Genomic DNA, 20262 nt, shown 5'->3' with positions numbered 1-20262 from the left:
GACCAATCGCTGTGACGTCATGACGTCACAGCATTATGATGGCCATGGTAGCAAGCATCACGGAGGCCCCGATGAACGAGCCAAACAAACGTTCCTCCGTCTATTTCGAACCCGACTTGCACCGGGCACTGCGCCTGAAGGCCGCCTCCACGCAATGTTCGGTCTCCGATCTGGTCAATCGTGCCGTGCGCCAGACACTGATCGAGGATCAGGAGGATTTGCAGGCGTTCGAAGATCGCGTCGCAGAGCCAACCATGACCTACGAGGCACTCCTCGACGACCTGAAGGCGCATGGCAAGCTTTGAGGTTGTCGTCCGTCAATCCGTCGCCAAGGATCTGCGACGGATTGACGACAAGGAGGTACGCCGCATCCTGGAACGCATCGCGTCACTGGCGGATGCCCCCCGCCCACCGGGCAGCGAGAAGCTGTCCGCCCAAGGAGCGATACCGTGTGCGGCAGGGCGTCTACCGCATCCTCTACGAGATCAAGGACGACCAGCTGATCATCACAGTGGTGAAAATAGGCCACGGCCGTGAAGTCTATCGCTGAAGTGCGGATATCAGACGGCGACGTCGGCCAGGTGGCCCTTGCCCTCCAGCCAGGAGCGGCGTTCGGAGGCGCGTTTCTTGCCGAGCAGCATGTCCATCAGCTGCATGGTGTCGTCGGCGGCGTCGAGGGTGAGCTGCACCAGGCGCCGGGTGTCCGGGTTCATGGTGGTCTCGCGCAGCTGTAGCGGGTTCATCTCGCCCAGCCCCTTGAAACGGGTCACGGAGATCTTGCCCTTCAGTTTTTCTGCCTCGATGCGCTCCAGCACGCCAGCCTTCTCGTCGTCGTCCAGGGCGTAGAAGGTCTGCTTGCCGACGTCTACACGATAAAGCGGCGGCATGGCGATATACACGTGCCCCCGCTCCACCAGCGGCCGGAAGTGCTTCAGGAACAATGCGCACAAGAGCGTGGCGATATGCGCGCCGTCGGAGTCGGCATCGGCCAGGATGCAGACCTTGCCGTAGCGCAGCCCGTCCAGGCTGGCCTGGCCCGGGTCCACGCCCAGGGCCACGGAGATGTCGTGGATCTCCTGCGAGCCGAGCACCTGGTCCGGGTCCACCTCCCAGGAATTCAGGATCTTGCCGCGCAGCGGCATGATCGCCTGGAAATCGCGATCGCGCGCCTGCTTGGCGGAGCCGCCAGCCGAGTCGCCCTCGACCAGGAACAGCTCGGTGCGCTCGAGGTCCTGGCTGGCGCAGTCGGCCAGCTTGCCCGGCAGGGTCGGGCCCTGGGTAATCTTCTTGCGCACCACCTTGCGGCCGGCGCGCTGGCGCTTCTGTGCGTTCTGGATCGAGAGTTCCGCGATGCGCTCGCCCTGCTGCGGGTGCTGGTTCAGCCACAGGCTGAAGGCGTCCTTGACCACGCCGGAGACAAACGGCGCGGCCTGGCGCGAGGACAGCCGCTCCTTGGTCTGCCCGGCGAACTGCGGATCCTGCATCTTGAACGACAGCACGCTGGCCACCCGCTCCCAGACGTCCTCCGGGGCCAGCTTGATACCGCGCGGGAGGAGACTGCGAAACTCGCAGAACTCGCGGACCGCTTCGGTCAGGCCGGTACGTAGGCCGTTCACATGGGTACCGCCCTGGGTAGTCGGGATGAGGTTCACGTAGCTCTCGCTGACCACCTCGCCGCCCTCCGGCAGCCAGGTCACGGCCCAGTCGGCGGCCTCGGTCGCGCCGGCGATCGAACCCATGAACGGCTCCTCCGGCAGGCGCTCCAGGCCGTCCAGGGCCTCCACCAGGTAGTCACGCAGTCCGGCGGCGTAGCACCATTCGCAGGCCTCGCCAGTCGTCTCGTCACGGAAGGTTACGGTCAGGCCCGGGCACAGCACGGCCTTGGCGCGCAGGATGTGCTTGAGTCGGGGCACCGAGAACCGCGGCGAATCGAAGTACTGCGGGTCCGGCCAGAAATGCAGCGTGGTGCCGGTATTGCGCTTGCCGACGTCGCCGACCGCCTCCAGGTCCTGCGTCTTGTAACCGCCGGCGAAGGCCATGCGGTACTCGCGCCCGTCACGCTTGATCTGGATCTCCAGCCGCTTCGACAGCGCGTTCACCACCGACACGCCAACCCCGTGCAGGCCGCCGGAGAACTGGTAGTTCTTGTCCGAGAACTTCCCGCCCGCGTGCAGGGTGGACAGGATCACCTCGACCCCCGGGCGCTTTTCGCGCGGATGCAGGTCTACCGGCATGCCGCGGCCGTCGTCGCTGACCGAGACCGAGTCGTCCTTGTGCAGGATCACATCGATGCGCTTGGCGTGGCCGCTGATCGCCTCGTCCACCGAGTTGTCGATCACCTCCTGCGCCAGGTGGTTCGGGCGGGTCGTGTCGGTGTACATGCCCGGGCGCTTGCGCACCGGGTCCAGCCCCTCGAGGACCTCGATATCGGATGCGGAATAGCTCACGTGATGGTTCCTGTGTCGATTGCGCACTCGCGGATGCGCGAAGGGTAGCAAATCAGGGCTGCTTGCAATCGCCCCCATGATCCCAACAATGCTGTGCAGATTTCGTATTCAAGTGTTTCAGGAGGGTTCCCATGGCAGAAGCCGCAAGCGCAACCGGCGACGATATCCTCGACGTCACGCAGGAAAACTTCCAGCAAGCGGTGCTGGACGAGTCCCACCAGCGCCCGGTGGTCGTGGATTTCTGGGCCGCCTGGTGCGGACCGTGCCAGCAGTTGATGCCGCTACTTCAGCAGCTCGCCACGCAGTACGCCGGCAAGTTCCGCCTGGCCAAGGTCAACAGCGACGAGCAGCAGGCCCTGGCACAGCAATACGGTGTGCGCAGCCTGCCGACCGTCATGATCTTTCGCCACGGCAAGCCGGCGGATCAGTTCATGGGCGTGCAGCCGGAGCCGAACATCCGCGCGATGATCGACCAGTACCTGGAGAAGCCCTCCGACAAGCTGATCGAACAGGCGCGCGAGCAGGCCAAGACCGGCGACGTGGACGGCGCCCTGGCGACCCTCAAGGCCGCACTGGAGGAGGACCCCGACAACGGCGACCTGCGCATCGAGCTGGCGCGCGCCCTGGCCCAGTCCGGCGATCCCGAGGCGGCCGAGACCGAACTCGCCAAACTGCCGCTGGATCAAAGCGAGAAGGAAGAGGCCAAGACCCTGCGCGCCCGCCTGGTGTTTGCCAAGACGGCGGCCGGCGTCGACCCGCAGGCGCTGGCGAAAGAACTGCAGACAGGCGACCCGCGCCCCGAGGCGCTGGAGCAGATGGCCGCCTACGCGATGCTCTCCGGACGCGCCGAGGAGGCGCTGGGGCTATACCTGCAACTCATCAAGCAGCACCGCGCCTATAACGATGGGGCCGGCCAGCAGGGCCTGCTGGCCGCGTTCAAGGTGCTGGGGGATGACCACCCGCTGGTCGGGCAGTATCGACGGCAGATGGCGTCGCTGCTCTACTGAACACGGCCCGGTTGCCGGCGCAGCATCCCTCCAACCGGCTACGGCCTCGACCACGCCCCATCGGCCAGAGGCTGGCCTCCTACACGTCGGCACCCCCGGAGCCGAGCCCCTTCGGTGATCGGGCCGTGGCCAAGCCCATCGGCCCGAGCTTCCTCCCTGCGGAGGTAACCGCAGGCGCGGGCGGAGGCTTCGCGAGCAAGCTCGCTCCCACAGGGGGCTTCCCACCGGTTGCACGACCTATTGCCTGGCGACGACCTCGCCGGTGAGTTGGGTGCCGGCGGCAAGGGTGGAGTAGATGGTGCCCTTCTGCACGTTGCGGTGCAGCAGCTCGACCATTTCCTCATCGGCATCGGTGCCGACTTCGACGCGATACTCGATCTTCGCGATGGCCGGTGGGTCGTCCTGGCGCCAGCCGCGCAACTGGATGGAGATGCTGTCCACCTCCATACGCAGCATCGGCAGGGCGCGCTGGATGCCGCGCACCATGCAGGCACCGAGTGACGCCAGCAAAAGCTCCGGCGGACTCAGGGCATCGTCGCGCCCGTCCATGTCGGTGTCCAGGGTGACCTCGGCCTGCTTGGCGTGTGCCAGGCTGCCGTGCGCGTCCACCCGTTCGACGTTCAGCTGATACTCAAGCATGTCATCTCCATCCAGGAGCCGGATTGCAATGCGCGATCCGGACAACCCGGGATATCAGTTACTGCCGAGGATGCGCTCGATCACCGCCTGCGGTTCCTGGTAGCCGGACATCTGTTGTCCGCTCTCCGTGATCAGTGCCGGGGTGCCGCGCAGCCCAAGTTGCTGGCCCATGGCCATGTGCTGATCCTGCGGCGTGGCGCAGCTGCCGTCGATGTCGTTCAGCTTGTCGCCTTCCTTGGCACGGTCCATCGCGTCTTCGCGGTCATCCGCGCACCAGATGCGATCCATGATCTCCGGAGAATCGCGACCGAGGACCGGGAACATCAGGTAGCGCACCTTGATGCCAGCCGCCAGATACTCCGGCAGGTCCTGGTGCATTTCGCGGCAGTAGGGGCAGTTCGGGTCGGTGAAGATGTTCAGCACACCGCGAGTGTCACCGTTCGGCGAGTAGGTCACCAGCTCGCTGTCGCCGATGGCGGCGAACATGTCGGCGCGCACCCCGCTGAGCGCGGCCTGGGTTAGGTTCTCGCGGGTGTCCAGATCGACCAGGTTGCCCTGAATCAGATAGCGGCCGTCCCCGGACACATAGAGGATATCGGTGCCGTAGCGCACCTCGTAGATGCCAGCCATCGGGGTCTCCCGGATGCTGTCGGCCTCGGCATCCGGAATCACCCGGGCCATGGTTTCCTCGATGGCATCGGTCGCCATGACCGGGGTGCTGAACACGGCCAGGGCCGCGGCAAGGGGAAGAACGCGTTTCAGGAGCATGGATTCTCTCGTGTCAGTACAGAAAACAGAGCCAGTCTAGCAGCCCCCACGCGGGGAACCTGCGAAAGCTGGCAAGAGTGCGTAATAGACGTCAGCCGCGGGGATGATGTTCCGCATGCAGGCTTTGCAGACGGGCGCGTGCGACGTGGGTATAGATTTGCGTGGTCGAGAGGCTGCTGTGGCCCAGCAGCATCTGCACCACGCGCAGGTCCGCCCCGTGATCGAGCAGGTGGGTCGCGAAGGCGTGGCGCAGGGTATGCGGCGACAATGGCGATTCGATGCCGGCACTCCGTGCATGAGCCTTGATACGGTACCAGAAGGCCTGGCGCGTCAGCCCGCGCCCGCGGCGGGTGACAAACACCGCCTCGCAGGGCGGGTGGCCATCCATCAGGTCCGGCCGCGCCTCGCGCTGGAAACGGGCCAGCCAGTGCGCCGCCTCCTCGCCCAGCGGCACCAGGCGTTCCTTGTCGCCCTTGCCGGTGATGCGCACCACGCCCTGACGGCTGTTCACCTCCGACTGCTCCAGGCCCACCAGTTCCGACACGCGCAGGCCAGTGGCGTACATCAGCTCCAGCATCGCGCGGTCGCGCAGGCCCACAGCGGTCTCGAGGTCGGGCGCCTGCAACAGGGCGTCCACCTGGGCCTCGGACAGACTGGCCGGTAACGGGCGTCCGGCGCGGGGCGATTCGATCCCGGCACTGGGGTCATCCTCGCGCTCGCCCTGATAGACCCGATAGCGATAGAAACGCCGGATGCTGGACAGCGCCCGGGTAATGGACTTCGGCCGGGCCCCGGCCTGCATGCGCGCGCTGATGTACCCCAGCAGGTCGGGCGCCCCGGCGGTCTCCAGGTCCACGCCCCTGGGCTCCAGCCAGTGCGCCAGGCCCTCCAGGTCGCGGCGGTACGCCGCCAGGGTGTGATCGGAGAGCCCCTCGACCGCCCAGAGCTCGTCCAGGAAACGATCGAGGGGCGACGAGGTCGTCTCGGCGCTGGTCACGCGTTACGGCTGGCCGCCCCCGGGATTGCCCGGATTGCCCGGTGCCCCCGGGGTCTCGGCGCGGAATTTTCCGGCCAGGCTCTCGAACACCTTGGTCAGTTCCAGCGGCAGCGGGAAGAAGATGCTGTTGGCGGTGCCGTTGGTCGACATGTCGGCCATGGTCTGCAGGTAGCGCAGCTGCAGCGCGGCCGGGCTCGCTTCCATCTTCTGCGCGGCCTGCACCAGCTTCTCGGCCGCCTGCAGTTCGCCCTCGGCGTGGATGACCTTGGCGCGGCGTTCGCGCTCGGCCTCGGCCTGGCGGGCGATCGCACGGATCATCGAGTCGTCCAGGTCGACGTGCTTGATCTCGACGTTGGTGACCTTGATGCCCCAGGCGTCGGTCTGCGAGTCGAGGATCTCCTGGATGTCGTTGTTCAGCTTGTCGCGCTCGGAGAGCATCTCGTCGAGATCATGCTTGCCGAGGACCGAGCGCAATGTGGTCTGCGCCAGCTGGCTGGTCGCGGCGTAGTAGTCCTCCACCTGGATCACCGACTTGGCCGAATCCACCACGCGGAAGTACAGCACCGCGTTGACCCGTACCGTCACGTTGTCCTGGGAGATCACGTCCTGACTGGGCACATCGAGGGTGATGATGCGCAGGTCGATCCGCACGATCTGCTGGATGCCCGGGATGACGATGATCAGGCCCGGACCCTTGACTGCCTGGAACCGCCCCAGAAAGAAGATGACGCCACGCTCGTACTCGCGCAGCACCTTGATCGACATCACGATGATGGCGATCAGGATGACTAGCGGAACGACAAAGAAACCGAGATCGTTCATGTCCTGCTCCTTCTACGTTGTGAGTACTGCACCGACCGGTCAGCCGGTCGATGCAGTGCCCGGGGTGTCCTCTTCGGTCGCGGGTTCGACCTGCAACTTGAGTCCGTCGATGGCGGTCACCCGCACCTTCTGCCCCTCGCGCACGGGTGCCGAGGTCTCCGCGTTCCACTGCTCGCTGTGGACCCAGACCCGGCCGCTGCGTTCAAAGTCCTCGCGTGCCTCGCCGACCATGCCGATCATCTCTTCATAACCGGTGGCGGGCTTCTTGCCACGCAGCTTGAACAACCGGCCCAACACCCAGACCGACAGGATGCCGATGGCGATGGCCGTGCCAATCACCAGCGGCAGAGCCACATTCAGGTTGGGATCGTCCCACAAAATAATCGAACCGGTCGTAAACGCCACGATTCCTCCTATGCCCAGGGCCCCGAAACTGGGCACAAAGGCCTCCGCGATCATGAAGATCATCCCCAGCAGCATCAGCGCCAGACCCGCATAGTTCACCGGCATCACCTGCAGCGCGAAGAACGCCAGGATCAGCGCGATCGAGCCGATCACGCCGGGATAGATCGCGCCCGGATTGGCCAGCTCGAAGATGATGCCGTAGATCCCCAGCAGCATCAGGATATAGGCAATGTTCGGGTTGGTGATCACGGACAGCAACTGGGTGCGCCAGTCCGGGTCCATGCGCACGATCTCCAGTCCCTCGGTGGAGAGTGTGCGCTCACCGTCGTGCATGCGCACGGTATGCCCGTCGATCTGGGCGAGCAGGTCGTCCAGGTTGTCCGCCACAAAGTCGATGACGTTCTGCTCCAGCGCCGCGGAGGCGGTCAGGTTGGAACCCTCGCGTACCGTCTCCTCCGCCCAGTCGGCGTTGCGATCATAACGCTCGGCCAGACCGCGGATGTACGAGACCGCGTCCTCCAGCACCTTCCGCCCCATCGCATCGTCGCCACGCCGCGGGGCCGCCTCGTCCTCCAGCAGCTCTTCCTCGCTGGCCGGCTCCACCTCGCCGTCAGGCGCTCCGTTTTCGCCCGCTGGCGCCTCGTCCGCATCGTCGTCGCTGCGTTCGTCGCCACGGGCCTCGTCGGCGTCCTCGTCGTCGCGGGCGTCCTCGCCCGCTTCCGGCGGATCCATGCCCGGGAGCCCACCGCCCCCCATCTGCACCGGCGTGGCCGACCCCAGATTGGTGGCCGGGGTCATGGCCGCAACATGCGACCCATAGAGCATGTAGGTCCCGGCACTGGCCGCGCGCGAGCCGGCCGGGTGGACATACGTCACCACCGGCACGTCCGATTGCAGGATGTTCTTGATGATGCTGCGCATACTGGAATCCAGTCCGCCGGGGGTATCCAGCATCAGGATCAGGATCTCGGCGTCTTCCGCCTCCGCGCGTTCAATGCCGCGACGGATGTAATCGCCGGTGGCCGGGCCGATGGCGTCCTCCACGGTCAGCATCAGGCCGTGGCGATCCCCGGTATCGGCCATACTCGCCGCGACCAGCCAGCCCGCACCGAGCACCAGCAAGGCCAGCCACAACAGATGTCGCCAAGGGCGCCATCCGCCCTGTCCCGCGTTGCGCCCGAATGGAACCCGCATGGGCTTCCTCTCCCGTCAGGATGGATTCGTCGTACACTGCGTGCGCACACGCGACAGCCGACACCACCACGATAAACCAAAGGCCGGACCGGCGCCGAACCCGCAGACCCGCATGGAAACGCAGGCAATGCAGACCCCGCCCGAAACCCTCACCGCCGTGATCCTGGCCGGCGGCCAGGGCCGCCGCATGGGCGGGTGCAACAAGGGCTGGGTCGAGTACCACGGGCGCCCGCTGATCGAACACGCGATCGAGCGCCTGCAGCCCCAGGCCGCACAGCTGGCCATCAGCAGCAATACCGATATCGACCGCTATCGGGCGCTGGGGTTTCCCTGTCTGTGCGATCGGCACCCGGATTACCGCGGCCCGCTGGCCGGGATCGCGGCGACCTTCGCAGCCTTCCCCGGCCAGAGCCTCCTGTGCGCCCCGGTGGACGCCCCGCATTGCCCGCGGGATCTCGGCGAACGCCTGCAACAGGCCGTGGACCGGGAACACGCCCCGGCCGCGGTCGCCCACGACGGCGAACGGCTGCAGCCGCTGTTCGCGCTGCTGCGCCCGACCCTGGCGCAGGCCCTGCTGGACGACCTGGAGCGCGGGTCCCTGGCCGCGGGACGCTGGTTCCGCGACATGGGTGCAATCCCCGTCGATTTTTCCGATCAGCCGCAGGCGTTCGCCAACATCAACACACCGGATGACCTGGGGCGGGACTGATCATGATCGCTATACTTTCGATCCCGAACCGCAGTGCCCGGGAACGACGCCCATGACCGAACCGACCATCCCTTCGCCCCTGCCCCGCATCGCCTTCGCCGCCTGGAGCGGCAGCGGCAAGACCACCCTGCTCAAGGGCGTGATCCCGGCCCTGCGCGCCCGCGGCCTGCGCCCGGCAATGATCAAGCACGCCCACCACGAGTTCGACGTGGACAAGCCGGGCAAGGACAGCTTTGAGCTGCGCCACTCCGGGGCGGACCAGATGCTGGTCGCCTCCGGGCGGCGCTACGCCCTGATGGTGGAGACGCCGGAGACCGACGACGGCCGCGTGCCGGATCTGGACATGCTGTGCGCGCGGCTGGACCCGCGACGCTCCGACCTGATCCTGGTCGAGGGCTTCAAGCAGTGGGACCTGCCGAAGATCGAGGTGCACCGCCCGTCGGTCGGCAAGCCGCCGCTGTACCGCGAGGTCGCCGGGGTGATCGCGGTGGCCACCGATGCCCCGACCCTGGACTTCGACGGCCCACTGCTGCCGGTCAACGACCCCGACGCAGTGGCTGCCTTCATCATCGACTACCTGAATATCCATCCCTGAAGCGGAGACATCCCATGCCCGAGGCTGCCCCCGGTTGCGACGAATTCGACCCCAGCGCCAAGACCCTGGAACAGGCCCGTGCCGCGATCCTGGAGGCCTGCCGGACGATCACCCAGAGCGAACAGGTCACGCTGGAAGAGGCCCTCGGGCGCACCCTGGCCCAGCCGATTCACGCACGCATCGACGTGCCACCGGCGGCGGTCTCGGCCATGGATGGCTACGCCCTGCGCGCCGCGGACGCAACGGACGGGGCCTGTCTCGCACTGATGGGCACATCGGCGGCCGGGCATCCCTGGGATGGCGAGCTGCAGCCCGGCCAGTGCCTGCGCATCCTGACCGGCGCGGTCGTCCCGGCCGGGGCCGAACTGGTCATCATGCAGGAGCAGGTGCAGCGGGACGGGGAATCGATCACCCTGCAAAACGGCGGCCTGACAACGGGACACAACATCCGTGGACCGGGCAGTGACACCGCCGCCGGCAGCCCGCTATATGCTTCCGGGCAGCGCATCGGCGCCGCCGAGATCGGGGTCCTGGCCAGTCAGGGTATCGCCCGGGTAAGCGTGCTGCGCCGGCCGCGCGTGGCCTTCTTCTCGACCGGGGACGAACTGGTCCCCGTCGATCAACCGCTGGGCCCGGGACAGATCCACGACAGCAACCGCCACACCCTGCGCGCGCTGCTGAGCGCCTATCCGGTGGAGGTACTGGACTACGGCGTGATCCGCGACACCGAGGCGGAGGTCTCACGAGCCCTGACCCGGGCCGGTGCGGACGCGGACATGATCATCACCACCGGGGGCGTCTCGGTGGGCGATGCCGATCACGTGACCCGCGTACTGCAGGCCTCGGGACAAGTCGGTTTCTGGAAGCTGGCGATCAAGCCCGGACGGCCACTGGCATTCGGACAGTTCGGCCGCGCGCATTTCTTCGGCTTGCCCGGCAACCCGGTGGCAGTGATGACCACCTTCGCCCTGCTGGTACGCCCGGCCTTGCTGCAGCTGGCCGGGCGCGACGCGACCGAGCCACAGACCCTGAACGCCCGCCTGCTGGAGGATCTGTACAAGACCCCGGGGCGCAAGGACTTCCAGCGCGCGTTACTCGAGACTGACGACCGCGGCTGGGTGGTCCGCGCCGCCGGCGGCCAGGGCTCGCACCAGCTGCGTGCGATGAGCGAGGCCAACGCCTACGTGGTTTTGCCCCGCGAGTCCAGCGGGGCCCGGGCGGGGGACTGGGTGGAGGTGCTGCCGTTCCGGGAGATCTTCCCGGAGGTGTGATCCGGGTTGCCGGCCGCGCTCAGGGGGACTGGACGAGCGCGGCGAATTCCCGCTCCAGCAGGGCCTCGTCACCCAGGTTGAGCTCGACCAGGCGCCGCAGGTGCGAGGCGGATTCGAGCGGCATCGCCTCGATCTCCACGCCCAGCCACAGGCCTTCGTGCCAGCACACGCGGCCCTCGACGGTGATGCGCGCCTCGCCGCTGAGCGGGATATCGACGCTGACCTCGTCCCCATCGGCCAGGACCGGAAGATCCGCGCCCTCCAGCAGCACCCCCTTCAGGGAGATATCCTCCACGCGAACCGCGCAGTCCCCGCCGTCGGTGAGCAGGGTAGCCGGAAATTCCAGAGGGATACGTTGAAAGCGTCGCTCCATACGGCAAGACTACGCCCACTCCGCGCCTGCGGCCAAATCCAGAACCATCCGGGAATCCCATGACCGAAACCGCCGCCTCGTCCGTCGACGGCCAGCCGACCAGCCTGCTCCGCCGCCTGGCCGCCATCGTCTACGATGCCCTGCTGCTGGTGGCGATCTGGATGGTCCTTGGCCTGCTGGTGGTTGTCCTCGGCAATACCACCGGGCTGTACTCGCCGCGTGTGCACTTCGTGCTCAACCTGATCGTGGCCTGGGGCTTCTTCTACTGGTTCTGGACCCGCACCGGACAGACGCTTGGCATGCAGGCCTGGAACATCCAGCTGCGCACCGAGAGGGGCCACGCAGTCAATGCCTGGCAGGCGACGCTGCGCTACCTGGTCGCGGTCGCCCAGTGGCTGGTGATCCTGATGGCCATCTGGGCGGTGCGCGAGCACGGCGCCGTGGCGATCACCGTGGTCACGGCGGCGGCGCTGTTCGCGCTCGGCCTGTCGCAGTTCCACCCGCGCCGCTGGATGCTGCACGACTGGCTCTCCAGCACCGAACTGGTACGCATCCAGGGTCTCGCCAAGCCGCGCTGGAAACAGAACCGCAAGAGCTGATCTCGGACCGGTTGTTTGTTTCACCACGAAGCACACGAAGACACGAAGAAGGGCGCTTCGTGGTGAACAGCCATCAGGGGGCGAGCCAGAGGCCGAGGTCGTCCAGGGCCTCGGCAATCTCGTCGGCGATGCGACGGTAACCGCGGGCGTTGGGGTGCACGGGGTCGGCGCGCAGCTCGCGCTCGGACAACACGCCGGAGAGCACGCCCTCGATCAGGGCCACCTGTTCCTCGCGGGCGAGTTCGCGATAGATCGGATCGTCCCGCAGGCGCCCGGTGGCGGCCCCCAGGGCCGAGGCCCGCGGCACCCCCAGCAACAATGGCTGGGCCCCGTGTTCATGCACCGCTGCCACCAGGGCGCGCAAATCCTCCTTGACCGCGGCGGGATCGCGCTGGCGCAGAAAGTCGTTGCCGCCCAGCCAGATCAGCACCAGGTCCGGCTGGTGTTCGCGCAGGCTGGGCTCCAGGCGCCCGCGGGCGCTATTGGCGCGGTCGCCCGGCACCCCGTCGTTGATGAGCGTCCAGCCGGTGATCGCCGCCAGCCGCGCCGGATAGTCCTCGCCCGAGCCCGCCCCGGTCCCGTGGGTCACGCTGTCGCCGAAGGCGAGCACCGTGGCCTGGCGCGGGAGTGGCTCGAAGTCGCCCGGGCCCGCGCCACCACAGGCCGCCAGAAGGGCCGCCAGCACGATCAGGAACCCGCCGCGCAGCCAGCCCCTCATGTCTGACGCCCCATGCGTTGCAGTGCCACCAGCGCAAGGATCAGGAACAGCACCACCGGCAGGCTCGCCGCAACCACCGGGGGCAGGTTGTAGACCAGCCCCAGATGGGTCATCGCGCGCATCACGATGGCGAACGACACGCCGATGGCGATGCCGATGAACAGGCGCCGCCCGGCACCACCCTCGCGCTGCGAGCCGAACAGGAACGGGATCGCCAGCAGCAGCATCACGAAGGTGCTGGCCGGCAGGGTCAGTCGCTGCCAGAACGCGACCTCGTAGGGGGCCGAGTCCAGGCGATTTTCCTGCAGGTAGTCGATATAGCGCGCCAGGTTCTGCGCCGCCATCTGGCTCGGCTCGACCACCAGTACGTCGAAGTACTCCGGCGCGATCAGGCGCTCGATGGTCTCCTCCTCCAGGCGTTCGGCCTCGACGCGCTCCAGCGACAGCCGCGAACGCTCCACGCCCTGCAGCCGCCAGGCCCCGTCCTCGTACTGCGCGCTCTGGGCGCGCGTGATCTCGCGCGGCTCGCGGTTCGCATCCACCTCGATGATGCGTACGCCGATCAGGCGATTGCCCGGCAACACCGCATCCGCCTGCACCATGCGCTGGCCATCGCGCGCCCAGAGCCCGATGGGGCTCACACTCAGCTGTTCATCGAAGGCGCTGGCCTTCAGGTTCTGTGCGCGGCTCTCGGCGGCCGGGGCGAAGAATTCGCCGACCACCACCATCACCACCACGACCACCAGCCCGGCCTGCATCACCCAGCCGATGAAGCGCCCAAGCGTCATCCCGGCGGCCCGCATCGCGGTCAGCTCGCTGTTGGCAGCCAGATTGCCCAGCCACAGCAGTCCGCCCAGCAGCGCCGCCGGGGGCAGCATGTCGTACATCCGCCGCGGCAGGGTCAGCGCCACATACAGCAGCGCCTCGGTCAGGCCATAGTTGCCACGCCCGGTGTCACGCAGCTCGTCAATCAGCGCGAAGACCGCATCCAGCGCCACCAGCAGGACCACGGCCAGCGCCGTCCCGATCAGGACCTGACGCATGATGTAGCGACCCAGTACGCTCGTCACGAAGCCACCTCGTCACGCTCCACGCGGCGAGGGCCGCCACCCGCTCCCCGGCCAAGGCCCAGCATGCCCTTGCGCCAGGCCAGCCATAGCCAGAAAACCAGCATCAGCCCGTGCGTCCACCAGAGCCCCAGGGCCAGTGGCGTACGGCCATCCGCCAGCTGCCCCTGACCCAGGATCAGGAAGTTCGCGTACAGCACGTAGACCCCGATGGCCGCCGGGATGCGGGCATAACGCCCGGAACGGGGCGGCACCTGGGCCAGCGGCAGTGCAATCAGGGTCAGCACCAGGATGGACAGTGGCATCGCAATGCGCCATTCGAGCTCCGCACGATAGTCCGGCCGATCACGCTCCGCCCACAGTTGGAGCGTCGACATCGCGTTCAGCGAGCGCCGCCCGGCCCCGGCATCCGGTTCGGTGATCTGGGTCCGCAGTCGCTCGAACTCGAGCATGCGGAAGCTGCCCTCGCCGGGCACGCCGACATGGCGATAGCCGTTCTCGAGGATCAGGAAACCACTGCCCTCAGCCCCCGGGTCGGGGATCGCGCGCTCGGCTACGGTCACCTGCGCCTCGCCGTCGACCTCGCGGTAGATGAACACCTCCAGCAGGGCCTCGCGGTCCTCGCTCAAGCGCTCGGCGAAGAAGACCTGCTCGCCAACCCGCGAGCGCAGGAAGCGCCCGGGCGTGATGCCGACCAGGTCGGAGCGTGTCTCGGCGAGGTCGCGCAGTTGATCGATCTGGGCCTCGGTGCGTGGCACCACCAGCGTCATCAGCACCAGCAACAGCAGCGTGGCTGGCGCAGCCACCCAGAACAGCGCGCGATAAAACGCGGCGAAGGACATGCCGCTGGCCTGCAGCGCCACCAGCTCGCTGTCGCGCTGCAACCGGCCCAGCACCAGCATGAAGGCCAGGAACAGCGCCACCGGCCAAAGGAACACAATGCCCTTGAACGCGCCGAAGGCGACCATGCCCGGCAGGAAATCCACGGGGATACTGCCCTCGGCGACATCGCGCAGCACCCGCCCCAACACGCCGCCGATGATCACCAACAACAGCACGACGGTGACCGCGGTCTGCGTGACCAGCAGCTCGCGGGCGATAAGACGCTCGGCGCGGCGCAGGATCATGCGCGCATTACCCCGCGGCCCGCGCGGCGCGTGGTCGGGCGCCGCTTGGCGCTGGTACCATGATCGAACTCATTTTCGGGAGGCATTCATGCAATTCTCCGTCACCACCTCGACCCTCGACAAACCCCGCGCCGGCATCCGCGCCGCCGGGATCGCCCACAAGCGCAAGCCGGCCGCGGGCGCCACCGCCCTGGATGCCGCGCGCGATGGCGAGATCACCGCCCTGCTGAAGGCCGGCGAGATGGACGGCGAGGCCGGCAGCCGGCTGTTGCTGCCTACCGGTGGAGGCAAGGGTAACGCACTCCTGATCGGCCTGGGCGCGAAGAAAGACTTCGACGCCCGCGCCGCGCGCAAGGCGGCGCAGACGTTGGCGGCCGCCCTGGTCGAGCGCCCCGCCACCAGCGCGGTGATCGCGGTGGCGGACTTCCAGCCTCGCGGCAAGGACATCGCCTGGGTGGTGCACACCCTGGTCGCGGCGATCTCGGATGCCGCCTACCGCTTCACCCCGTTCAAGGGCAAGGAGAAGACCACCCCGGTGAAGCTGGAGAAGATCCAGCTCAGCGTGGAGCGCGACGAGGCCGAGGCGGCGAAGCGCGCCTGCAGCGAGGCTGCGGCGATCGCCACCGGCGTCAATCGCGCCAAGGACCTGGGCAATACCCCGCCGAATGTCTGCTACCCGGAGAGCCTGGCCGACACCGCGCGCGAAATGGCGAAGCAGAACAAGAAGCTGAAGACCACGGTGCTGGACGAGAAGGACCTGGAGAAACTCGGCGCCGGCGCAATCCTGGCCGTAGGCAAGGGCTCCGAGCGCGCGCCGCGCCTGATCGCCATGGAATACTCCGGCGGCACCAAGGGCGACGCCCCGGTGGTCCTGGTCGGCAAGGGCATCACCTTCGACACCGGCGGCATCTCGCTCAAGCCCGGTGCCGAGATGGACGAGATGAAGTACGACATGTGTGGCGCGGCCAGCGTGTTCGGCGTGATCGAGGCCTGCTGCGAACTGGAACTGCCGATCAATGTGATCGGCGTGGTGACCAGCGCCGAGAACATGCCCGACGGCCGCGCGACCCGCCCCGGCGATATCATCACTACCCTGTCCGGGCAGACGGTGGAGATCCTGAACACCGACGCCGAGGGCCGCCTGGTCCTGGCCGACGCCCTGACCTGGGTCGAGCGCTACAAGCCGAAGGCGGTGATCGACATCGCCACCCTGACCGGTGCCTGCATCATCGCACTGGGGCACCAGGGCGCGGCCGTGCTCGGCAACAACGAGCGCCTGGCCAAGGGCCTGCTGGCCGCCGGCGAGGAGAGCGGCGATCGCGCCTGGCAGCTCCCGCTGTGGCCGGAGTACCAGGAACAGCTGAAGAGCAATTTCGCCGACATGGCCAACATCGGCGGGCGCCCGGCCGGCACCATCACCGCCGCCTGCTTCCTGTCGCGCTATACCGAGGACTACACCTGGGCGCATGTCGACATCGCCGGCGTGGCCTGGAAGAGCGGCAAGGAAAAGGGCGCAACCGGGCGCCCGGTGCCGATGCTGATGCGCTACCTGCTCGACCAGGCCTGATCGCGGTCCGGCGGGCATGACCCACGTCAGCTTCTACCTGCTCGAGGACCCGGCCCCGGAGGCACGCCTGCGCTTCGTCTGCCGTCTGGCAAAGAAGGCCAGCGGGCAGGGACATCGAGTACATATCCATACCGGCTCGCCGGAGCTGACGCGCACCCTGGATGAATGGTTGTGGACCTTCGAGGACACGGCCTTCCTGCCGCACAGCACCGACGTGCGCGACACGGATGTCCCGGTCTCCCTGCACGAGGCGCATGCGCCGTCGGATCGTTGCGACGTGCTGATCAACCTCGCCCCCGAGGTCCCGGAGTACTGTGGGCGTTTCGAACGGGTCGCCGACATCGTCGGTGGCGACGAGACGGGACGCGAGGCCGGCCGTAGCCGCTACCGCTTCTTCAAGGAGCGCGGCTACCCGCTGGAACACCACAAGATCCAGTAACGACCGCGGGAGACGCCGATCCGACGCGCGGCGGCGGGTCGGGGATCTCGCGCAGCCAGGCCTCCAGCTCGAACAGGGGCAACCCGACCACGTTGGTGTAGGAGCCCTCGATCCACTCGACAAAGGCGGCGCCGCGGCCCTGGATGGCGTAGGCACCGGCCTTGCCGCGCGGCTCGCCGGTCGCCCAGTAGGCCTCGATGTCGGCCGGGCTCAGCTCGCGCAGGCGTACCCGGGTCGTCACGTGACGGGCGCGCAGGGCCTCGCCGGGGCGCCAGAGGGCCATGCCGGACACGACCCGGTGCTCGCGCCCGGACAGCCGCCCGAGCATGGCGGCGGCGTCGGCGAAATCCGCGGGCTTGCCCAGTGCGTCGGCATCCACGGCGACCACGGTGTCGGCCGCCAGCACCCACTGGCCGGGCGCCAGGCGATCGCGCGCCGCCTCCGCCTTGGCGACGGCCAGGCGCTCGACCAGGGCCGCCGGCGTCTCGCCCGGCTGCGCGCTCTCGTCCACGTCCATCGGCGCCACCTCGAAGGCGAGCTGGACCTGCTCCAACAATTCCCGCCGACGCGGCGAGGCGGAGGCGAGCAACAGCGGCGGCGTCAGGCTCATGCGGGACTCAGGCGCGGTGATAGGGATGGTTGTTCAATAGCGACCAGGCGCGGTAAAGCTGCTCGGCGACCAGCACCCGCACCAGCATGTGCGGGAAGGTCAGCGGCGATAGCGACCAGGCCCATTCGGCGCGGGCACGCACGGCCTCGTCCAGCCCGGCGGCCCCGCCAATCACCAGCGCGACGTCGCGACCGTCCGCCTGCCAGTCCTCCAGGCGCTTGGCCACGCCCTTGGTGTCGACCGCCTTGCCGCGCTCATCCAGCAGGATCACGCGCGCACCCTCGGGAATCGCCTTCAGCAGGATCTCACCCTCGCGGCGCAGGAGCGTGGTGGTGTCCATCGACTTCGCGCCCGAGGGGCCCGCCAGCGCTTGCAGGTTCAGCTCCAGCTCGCGCGGCAGGCGCCCGGCGTATTCGGCGAAGCCGTCCGCCACCCAGTCGGGCATGCGCTTGCCGATCGCGATCAGGTCCAGGCGCATCGGGCGAAGCCTCGCTCGGCGTTCAGCGCCGCAGGCGCCGGACCCGCTCCAGGCTGGGGTCCTCGGGGGCGGCCTTTTCGGTGTCCGCGGCCTCCTCCGCCATCCAGAGCTTCTCCAGGTTGTAGAAGTCGCGGGTCTCCGGGAGCATCACGTGAACGATCACATCGTTCAGGTCCACCAGCACCCACTCCTGGCTCTCCTGACCCTCGACCCCCAGCGGCGGGATGCCGGCCTGCTTGGCCTCGGTGGCCACCGACTCGGCGGTGGACTGCACGTGACGCCCCGAAGTCCCGGAGGCGATCACCATGAAATCCGTCAGCGTGGTCTTGCCACGCACGTCGATGGTGCGGATGTTCTGTGCCTTCATGTCGTCCAGAGCGGTGGTCACCAGCTCCAGGAGTTGTTCGCTGTTCATTGTGTCGGTCATGTCCCGTGATTGCGGTTCGACCCGGCCCGGTACAGACCGTGGTCCTGGATGTAGCGATTGACGGCCCCGGGGAGCAGGAAGCGCGGGCTGCGCCCGGCCTGCAGTTCGTCCCGGATGGCGGTGGCGGAGATGTCGAGCTGGGTCACCGGCTGGAAGTAGACCAGCCCCCCGGGCGCCTTGCGCAGCGCCGCCGGGTCGTGCGTCGCGGCGTTCCCCAGCCAGCCGCCCAGATCGTGGGAGGCCGGGCTGCCGGGGCGGTGCGAGACCACGATATGCGCCAGCTCGAAGATCTGCTGCCAGCGGTTCCACGATGGCAGCCCGGCGAAGGCATCCATGCCCATGATCAGCACCAGCGGCGCGTCCGGCCCCAGCTCCTCGCGGAAACTGAGCAGGGTATCCACGGTGTAGGACGGCCCCTGACGATCCAGCTCGCGACGGTCGGCGACGAATCCCGGTACGTCCGCAATCGCCTGCTCCACCATCGCCAGGCGGTCGTCGCTGCCGGTTCCGGGGCTCGCACGATGCGGCGGTACGTGGCAGGGGATGAAGTGCACGCGCTCCAGCCCCAGGTGCTGCTGGATCTCCAGCGCCGGGCGCAGGTGGCCGAAGTGGATCGGGTCAAAGGTGCCACCAAGGATCCCGATCACGCGGGCATCGCCCCAGGGAGGCGCTGATTCAATCGCGCGTCTCCCTTAGCCACGTACATGGCCGTCGCCGAACACCACGTACTTGAGCGTGGTCAGCCCGTGCAGGCCCACCGGGCCCCGGGCATGCAGCTTGTCGGTGGAGATGCCGATCTCCGCGCCCAGGCCGTACTCGAAGCCGTCGGCGAAGCGGGTGGAGGCATTCACCATGACCGAGCTGGAGTCCACCGCGCGCAGGAAACGCCGGGCGCGGGTGTAGTCCTCGGTCACGATGCTGTCGGTATGGTGCGAGCCATAGGTATTGATGTGATCGATCGCCATATCGAGGTCGTCGACCACGCGGATCGCGAGGATCGGCCCCAGGTATTCCGCCACCCAGTCGTCCTCGGTGGCCTCCGCGATGTCGGCCCCGCTCTCGGCGAGAATGGCCCGGGTACGCGCGCAGCCGCGCAGGCTGACCTGGTGCTCGCCCAGCGCGGCCGCCAGGCGCGGCAGGAAGGCCTCGGCCTGGTCCGCGTGCACCAGCAGCGTCTCCATGGTGTTGCAGGTGCCGTAGCGCTGGGTCTTCGCGTTCACCGCGACGGCCAGCGCCTTGTCGGCATCCGCGCCGCCATCCACGTACACGTGGCAGACGCCGTCCAGGTGCTTGATCACCGGGATCTGCGACTCGTTGCTGACCCGTTCGATCAGGCCCTTGCCGCCGCGCGGGACAATCACGTCCACGTACTGCGGCATGCGCAGCAGCGCCCCGACCGCCGCGCGGTCGGTGGTCGGCACCACCTGCACCGCCTCGCGCGGCAACCCCGCCTGCTCCAGCCCGGCCTGGATGATCGCAGCCAGGGCCTGATTGGAATGCAGCGACTCGGAGCCGCCACGCAGGATCGCCGCATTACCCGACTTCAGGCACAGCGCGGCGGCGTCGATGGTCACGTTCGGCCGCGACTCGTAGATGATCCCGATCACGCCCAGCGGCACGCGCATCTGGCCGACCTGGATACCGCTCGGCTGGTAGGCCATATCGGAGATCGTGCCCACCGGGTCGGGCAGCCCGGCTACCTGGCGGCAGCCCTCGATCATGGTATCGATGCGGGCATCGGTCAGCGCCAGGCGATCCAGCATCGCGGCGTCCAGGCCGCGCTCGCGCCCGGCCTCCAGGTCACGGCTGTTGGCCTCATTCAGCTCGGCGCGGCGCGCGGCGATGCCCTCGGCGATCGCATGCAGTGCGGCGTTCTTCGCCCCCGGCTCGGCCTCGGCCATACGCCGCGATGCGGCGCGCGCAGCGCGGCCGAGCGCCTCGACCTGGGCGACCACGCCGCTGGTAGCGGCGGATTCAGTGGGGTTCACGGCAGCGTTCATGCA

23 protein-coding genes and 1 pseudogene are annotated in these 20262 nt (G+C 67.9%); 9 read left to right on the top strand and 15 right to left on the bottom strand.

Translation table 11 applies throughout. From position 1 onward, the window contains the following. Nucleotides 1–71: 71 nt before the first annotated feature. Nucleotides 72–305 (top strand): hypothetical protein, encoded by a 234-nt coding sequence (locus tag F622_RS0110290; protein ID WP_018650496.1) that lies wholly within the window; start codon nt 72–74, stop codon nt 303–305. Next, nucleotides 292–550: pseudogene (locus tag F622_RS13470) on the top strand (type II toxin-antitoxin system RelE/ParE family toxin). The gene F622_RS0110290 and the pseudogene F622_RS13470 overlap by 14 nt, the downstream one beginning before the upstream one ends. A gap of 10 nt (nt 551–560) precedes the next feature. On the opposite strand, the gene parE reads toward F622_RS13470, so the two are convergent. Continuing rightward, nucleotides 561–2447 carry a DNA topoisomerase IV subunit B gene (gene parE / locus F622_RS0110280; protein WP_019571882.1) on the bottom strand — a complete coding sequence of 629 codons (1887 nt, stop codon included), beginning with the start codon at nt 2445–2447 and terminating at the stop codon, nt 561–563. Between the two features lie 131 nt (nt 2448–2578). Here parE and trxA point away from each other — a divergent pair, with 131 nt between their 5' ends. Continuing rightward, entirely contained in the window at nt 2579–3454 is an 876-nt protein-coding gene (trxA, locus tag F622_RS0110275; protein WP_019571881.1) for a thioredoxin, read from the top strand. A gap of 237 nt (nt 3455–3691) precedes the next feature. Here the strand turns inward: trxA and F622_RS0110270 are convergent, their stop codons facing one another. From F622_RS0110270 to F622_RS0110250, 5 genes are all read right to left on the bottom strand, one after another. Continuing rightward, on the bottom strand, nt 3692–4093 hold the full coding sequence (locus tag F622_RS0110270; RefSeq protein WP_018168173.1) for an OsmC family protein: 402 nt from the start codon (nt 4091–4093) through the stop codon (nt 3692–3694). A 54-nt stretch (nt 4094–4147) separates the two neighbouring features. Beyond that, complete coding sequence (locus F622_RS0110265; RefSeq protein ID WP_019571880.1) at nt 4148–4861, bottom strand: DsbC family protein; 714 nt, start codon at nt 4859–4861, stop codon at nt 4148–4150. Nucleotides 4862–4952: 91 nt separating this feature from the next. After that, nucleotides 4953–5858, bottom strand: coding sequence for a site-specific tyrosine recombinase XerD (gene xerD, locus F622_RS0110260; protein WP_018168175.1), 906 nt, complete (start codon nt 5856–5858; stop codon nt 4953–4955). Between the two features lie 3 nt (nt 5859–5861). Next, nucleotides 5862–6680 (bottom strand): slipin family protein, encoded by an 819-nt coding sequence (locus F622_RS0110255; RefSeq protein WP_018168176.1) that lies wholly within the window; start codon nt 6678–6680, stop codon nt 5862–5864. Between the two features lie 39 nt (nt 6681–6719). Next, complete coding sequence (locus tag F622_RS0110250) at nt 6720–8279, bottom strand: nodulation protein NfeD (RefSeq protein WP_019571879.1); 1560 nt, start codon at nt 8277–8279, stop codon at nt 6720–6722. A 127-nt stretch (nt 8280–8406) separates the two neighbouring features. On the opposite strand from F622_RS0110250, the gene mobA reads away from it, so the two are divergent. Genes mobA through glp form a run of 3 tightly spaced genes read left to right on the top strand, consistent with a single transcriptional unit; the run spans nt 8407 to nt 10854 of the window. Next, a complete protein-coding gene (mobA, locus tag F622_RS0110245; protein WP_026331567.1) occupies nt 8407–8988 on the top strand; it encodes a molybdenum cofactor guanylyltransferase MobA in 582 nt (193 codons plus the stop codon). 52 nt (nt 8989–9040) lie between these two features. Then, nucleotides 9041–9583, top strand: a complete 543-nt coding sequence (gene mobB, locus F622_RS0110240) for a molybdopterin-guanine dinucleotide biosynthesis protein B (RefSeq protein ID WP_019571877.1) — start codon at nt 9041–9043, stop codon at nt 9581–9583. Between the two features lie 14 nt (nt 9584–9597). After that, complete coding sequence (gene glp / locus F622_RS0110235) at nt 9598–10854, top strand: gephyrin-like molybdotransferase Glp (protein ID WP_018952066.1); 1257 nt, start codon at nt 9598–9600, stop codon at nt 10852–10854. A gap of 19 nt (nt 10855–10873) precedes the next feature. Here the strand turns inward: glp and F622_RS0110230 are convergent, their stop codons facing one another. After that, nucleotides 10874–11227, bottom strand: a complete 354-nt coding sequence (locus F622_RS0110230) for a PilZ domain-containing protein (RefSeq protein ID WP_018168181.1) — start codon at nt 11225–11227, stop codon at nt 10874–10876. A 59-nt stretch (nt 11228–11286) separates the two neighbouring features. Between F622_RS0110230 and F622_RS0110225 the strand changes: the two genes are divergently transcribed. Continuing rightward, nucleotides 11287–11826: an RDD family protein gene (locus tag F622_RS0110225; RefSeq protein ID WP_019571876.1), complete on the top strand. Its 540-nt coding sequence runs from the start codon at nt 11287–11289 to the stop codon at nt 11824–11826. Between the two features lie 73 nt (nt 11827–11899). Here F622_RS0110225 and F622_RS0110220 read toward each other — a convergent pair whose 3' ends face one another. Genes F622_RS0110220 through lptF form a run of 3 tightly spaced genes read right to left on the bottom strand, consistent with a single transcriptional unit; the run spans nt 11900 to nt 14738 of the window. After that, the gene (locus tag F622_RS0110220; protein WP_019571875.1) at nt 11900–12544 is read right to left on the bottom strand and encodes a GDSL-type esterase/lipase family protein; all 645 of its coding nucleotides are present in this window, start codon (nt 12542–12544) and stop codon (nt 11900–11902) included. Continuing rightward, nucleotides 12541–13614 (bottom strand): LPS export ABC transporter permease LptG, encoded by a 1074-nt coding sequence (gene lptG / locus F622_RS0110215; protein WP_019571874.1) that lies wholly within the window; start codon nt 13612–13614, stop codon nt 12541–12543. Before lptG ends, F622_RS0110220 begins: the two co-directional genes overlap by 4 nt. Next, nucleotides 13611–14738, bottom strand: coding sequence for an LPS export ABC transporter permease LptF (gene lptF / locus F622_RS0110210; protein WP_019571873.1), 1128 nt, complete (start codon nt 14736–14738; stop codon nt 13611–13613). The genes lptG and lptF overlap by 4 nt, the downstream gene beginning before the upstream one ends. A gap of 88 nt (nt 14739–14826) precedes the next feature. Between lptF and F622_RS0110205 the strand changes: the two genes are divergently transcribed. Both F622_RS0110205 and F622_RS0110200 read left to right on the top strand, forming a co-directional pair. Next, nucleotides 14827–16305 carry a leucyl aminopeptidase gene (locus F622_RS0110205; protein WP_019571872.1) on the top strand — a complete coding sequence of 493 codons (1479 nt, stop codon included), beginning with the start codon at nt 14827–14829 and terminating at the stop codon, nt 16303–16305. A gap of 16 nt (nt 16306–16321) precedes the next feature. Next, the gene (locus F622_RS0110200) at nt 16322–16744 is read left to right on the top strand and encodes a DNA polymerase III subunit chi (RefSeq protein WP_018938788.1); all 423 of its coding nucleotides are present in this window, start codon (nt 16322–16324) and stop codon (nt 16742–16744) included. Here F622_RS0110200 and F622_RS0110195 read toward each other — a convergent pair. Genes F622_RS0110195 through F622_RS0110175 form a run of 5 tightly spaced genes read right to left on the bottom strand, consistent with a single transcriptional unit; the run spans nt 16701 to nt 20259 of the window. Next, on the bottom strand, nt 16701–17354 hold the full coding sequence (locus F622_RS0110195; RefSeq protein WP_019571871.1) for a nucleoside triphosphate pyrophosphatase: 654 nt from the start codon (nt 17352–17354) through the stop codon (nt 16701–16703). The genes F622_RS0110200 and F622_RS0110195 overlap by 44 nt on opposite strands. Nucleotides 17355–17361: 7 nt before the next feature. Then, a complete protein-coding gene (gene rlmH, locus F622_RS0110190; RefSeq protein WP_018938786.1) occupies nt 17362–17832 on the bottom strand; it encodes a 23S rRNA (pseudouridine(1915)-N(3))-methyltransferase RlmH in 471 nt (156 codons plus the stop codon). 22 nt (nt 17833–17854) lie between these two features. Beyond that, a complete protein-coding gene (gene rsfS / locus F622_RS0110185) occupies nt 17855–18247 on the bottom strand; it encodes a ribosome silencing factor (protein ID WP_018146421.1) in 393 nt (130 codons plus the stop codon). An 8-nt stretch (nt 18248–18255) separates the two neighbouring features. Further along, entirely contained in the window at nt 18256–18906 is a 651-nt protein-coding gene (gene nadD / locus F622_RS0110180; RefSeq protein WP_018168190.1) for a nicotinate-nucleotide adenylyltransferase, read from the bottom strand. Between the two features lie 45 nt (nt 18907–18951). Next, nucleotides 18952–20259, bottom strand: coding sequence for a glutamate-5-semialdehyde dehydrogenase (locus F622_RS0110175; protein WP_019571870.1), 1308 nt, complete (start codon nt 20257–20259; stop codon nt 18952–18954). Nucleotides 20260–20262 lie beyond the last annotated feature (3 nt).

It is taken from the genome of Thioalkalivibrio sp. ALMg3, from assembly GCF_000381225.1.
Classification (GTDB): Bacteria; Pseudomonadota; Gammaproteobacteria; order Ectothiorhodospirales; family Ectothiorhodospiraceae; genus Thioalkalivibrio; species Thioalkalivibrio versutus.
The sequence above is the reverse complement of the archived record's forward strand: the minus strand, read 5'-3'. Positions and strand labels throughout refer to the sequence as shown.

What these genes read in the sequence shown, in the direction of transcription:
- mobB (WP_019571877.1), top strand. Translation starts at nt 9,041, where the DNA reads ATGACCGAACCGACCATCCCTTCGCCCCTGCCCCGCATCGCCTTCGCC.
- trxA (WP_019571881.1), top strand. Translation starts at nt 2,579, where the DNA reads ATGGCAGAAGCCGCAAGCGCAACCGGCGACGATATCCTCGACGTCACG.
- rlmH (WP_018938786.1), bottom strand. Translation starts at nt 17,832, where the DNA reads ATGCGCCTGGACCTGATCGCGATCGGCAAGCGCATGCCCGACTGGGTG.
- F622_RS0110175 (WP_019571870.1), bottom strand. Translation starts at nt 20,259, where the DNA reads ATGAACGCTGCCGTGAACCCCACTGAATCCGCCGCTACCAGCGGCGTG.
- F622_RS0110270 (WP_018168173.1), bottom strand. Translation starts at nt 4,093, where the DNA reads ATGCTTGAGTATCAGCTGAACGTCGAACGGGTGGACGCGCACGGCAGC.
- F622_RS0110205 (WP_019571872.1), top strand. Translation starts at nt 14,827, where the DNA reads ATGCAATTCTCCGTCACCACCTCGACCCTCGACAAACCCCGCGCCGGC.
- mobA (WP_026331567.1), top strand. Translation starts at nt 8,407, where the DNA reads ATGCAGACCCCGCCCGAAACCCTCACCGCCGTGATCCTGGCCGGCGGC.
- F622_RS0110290 (WP_018650496.1), top strand. Translation starts at nt 72, where the DNA reads ATGAACGAGCCAAACAAACGTTCCTCCGTCTATTTCGAACCCGACTTG.
- F622_RS0110195 (WP_019571871.1), bottom strand. Translation starts at nt 17,354, where the DNA reads ATGAGCCTGACGCCGCCGCTGTTGCTCGCCTCCGCCTCGCCGCGTCGG.
- F622_RS0110200 (WP_018938788.1), top strand. Translation starts at nt 16,322, where the DNA reads ATGACCCACGTCAGCTTCTACCTGCTCGAGGACCCGGCCCCGGAGGCA.
- F622_RS0110255 (WP_018168176.1), bottom strand. Translation starts at nt 6,680, where the DNA reads ATGAACGATCTCGGTTTCTTTGTCGTTCCGCTAGTCATCCTGATCGCC.
- glp (WP_018952066.1), top strand. Translation starts at nt 9,598, where the DNA reads ATGCCCGAGGCTGCCCCCGGTTGCGACGAATTCGACCCCAGCGCCAAG.
- F622_RS0110220 (WP_019571875.1), bottom strand. Translation starts at nt 12,544, where the DNA reads ATGAGGGGCTGGCTGCGCGGCGGGTTCCTGATCGTGCTGGCGGCCCTT.
- lptF (WP_019571873.1), bottom strand. Translation starts at nt 14,738, where the DNA reads ATGATCCTGCGCCGCGCCGAGCGTCTTATCGCCCGCGAGCTGCTGGTC.
- F622_RS0110225 (WP_019571876.1), top strand. Translation starts at nt 11,287, where the DNA reads ATGACCGAAACCGCCGCCTCGTCCGTCGACGGCCAGCCGACCAGCCTG.
- F622_RS0110230 (WP_018168181.1), bottom strand. Translation starts at nt 11,227, where the DNA reads ATGGAGCGACGCTTTCAACGTATCCCTCTGGAATTTCCGGCTACCCTG.
- rsfS (WP_018146421.1), bottom strand. Translation starts at nt 18,247, where the DNA reads ATGAACAGCGAACAACTCCTGGAGCTGGTGACCACCGCTCTGGACGAC.
- F622_RS0110250 (WP_019571879.1), bottom strand. Translation starts at nt 8,279, where the DNA reads ATGCGGGTTCCATTCGGGCGCAACGCGGGACAGGGCGGATGGCGCCCT.
- F622_RS0110265 (WP_019571880.1), bottom strand. Translation starts at nt 4,861, where the DNA reads ATGCTCCTGAAACGCGTTCTTCCCCTTGCCGCGGCCCTGGCCGTGTTC.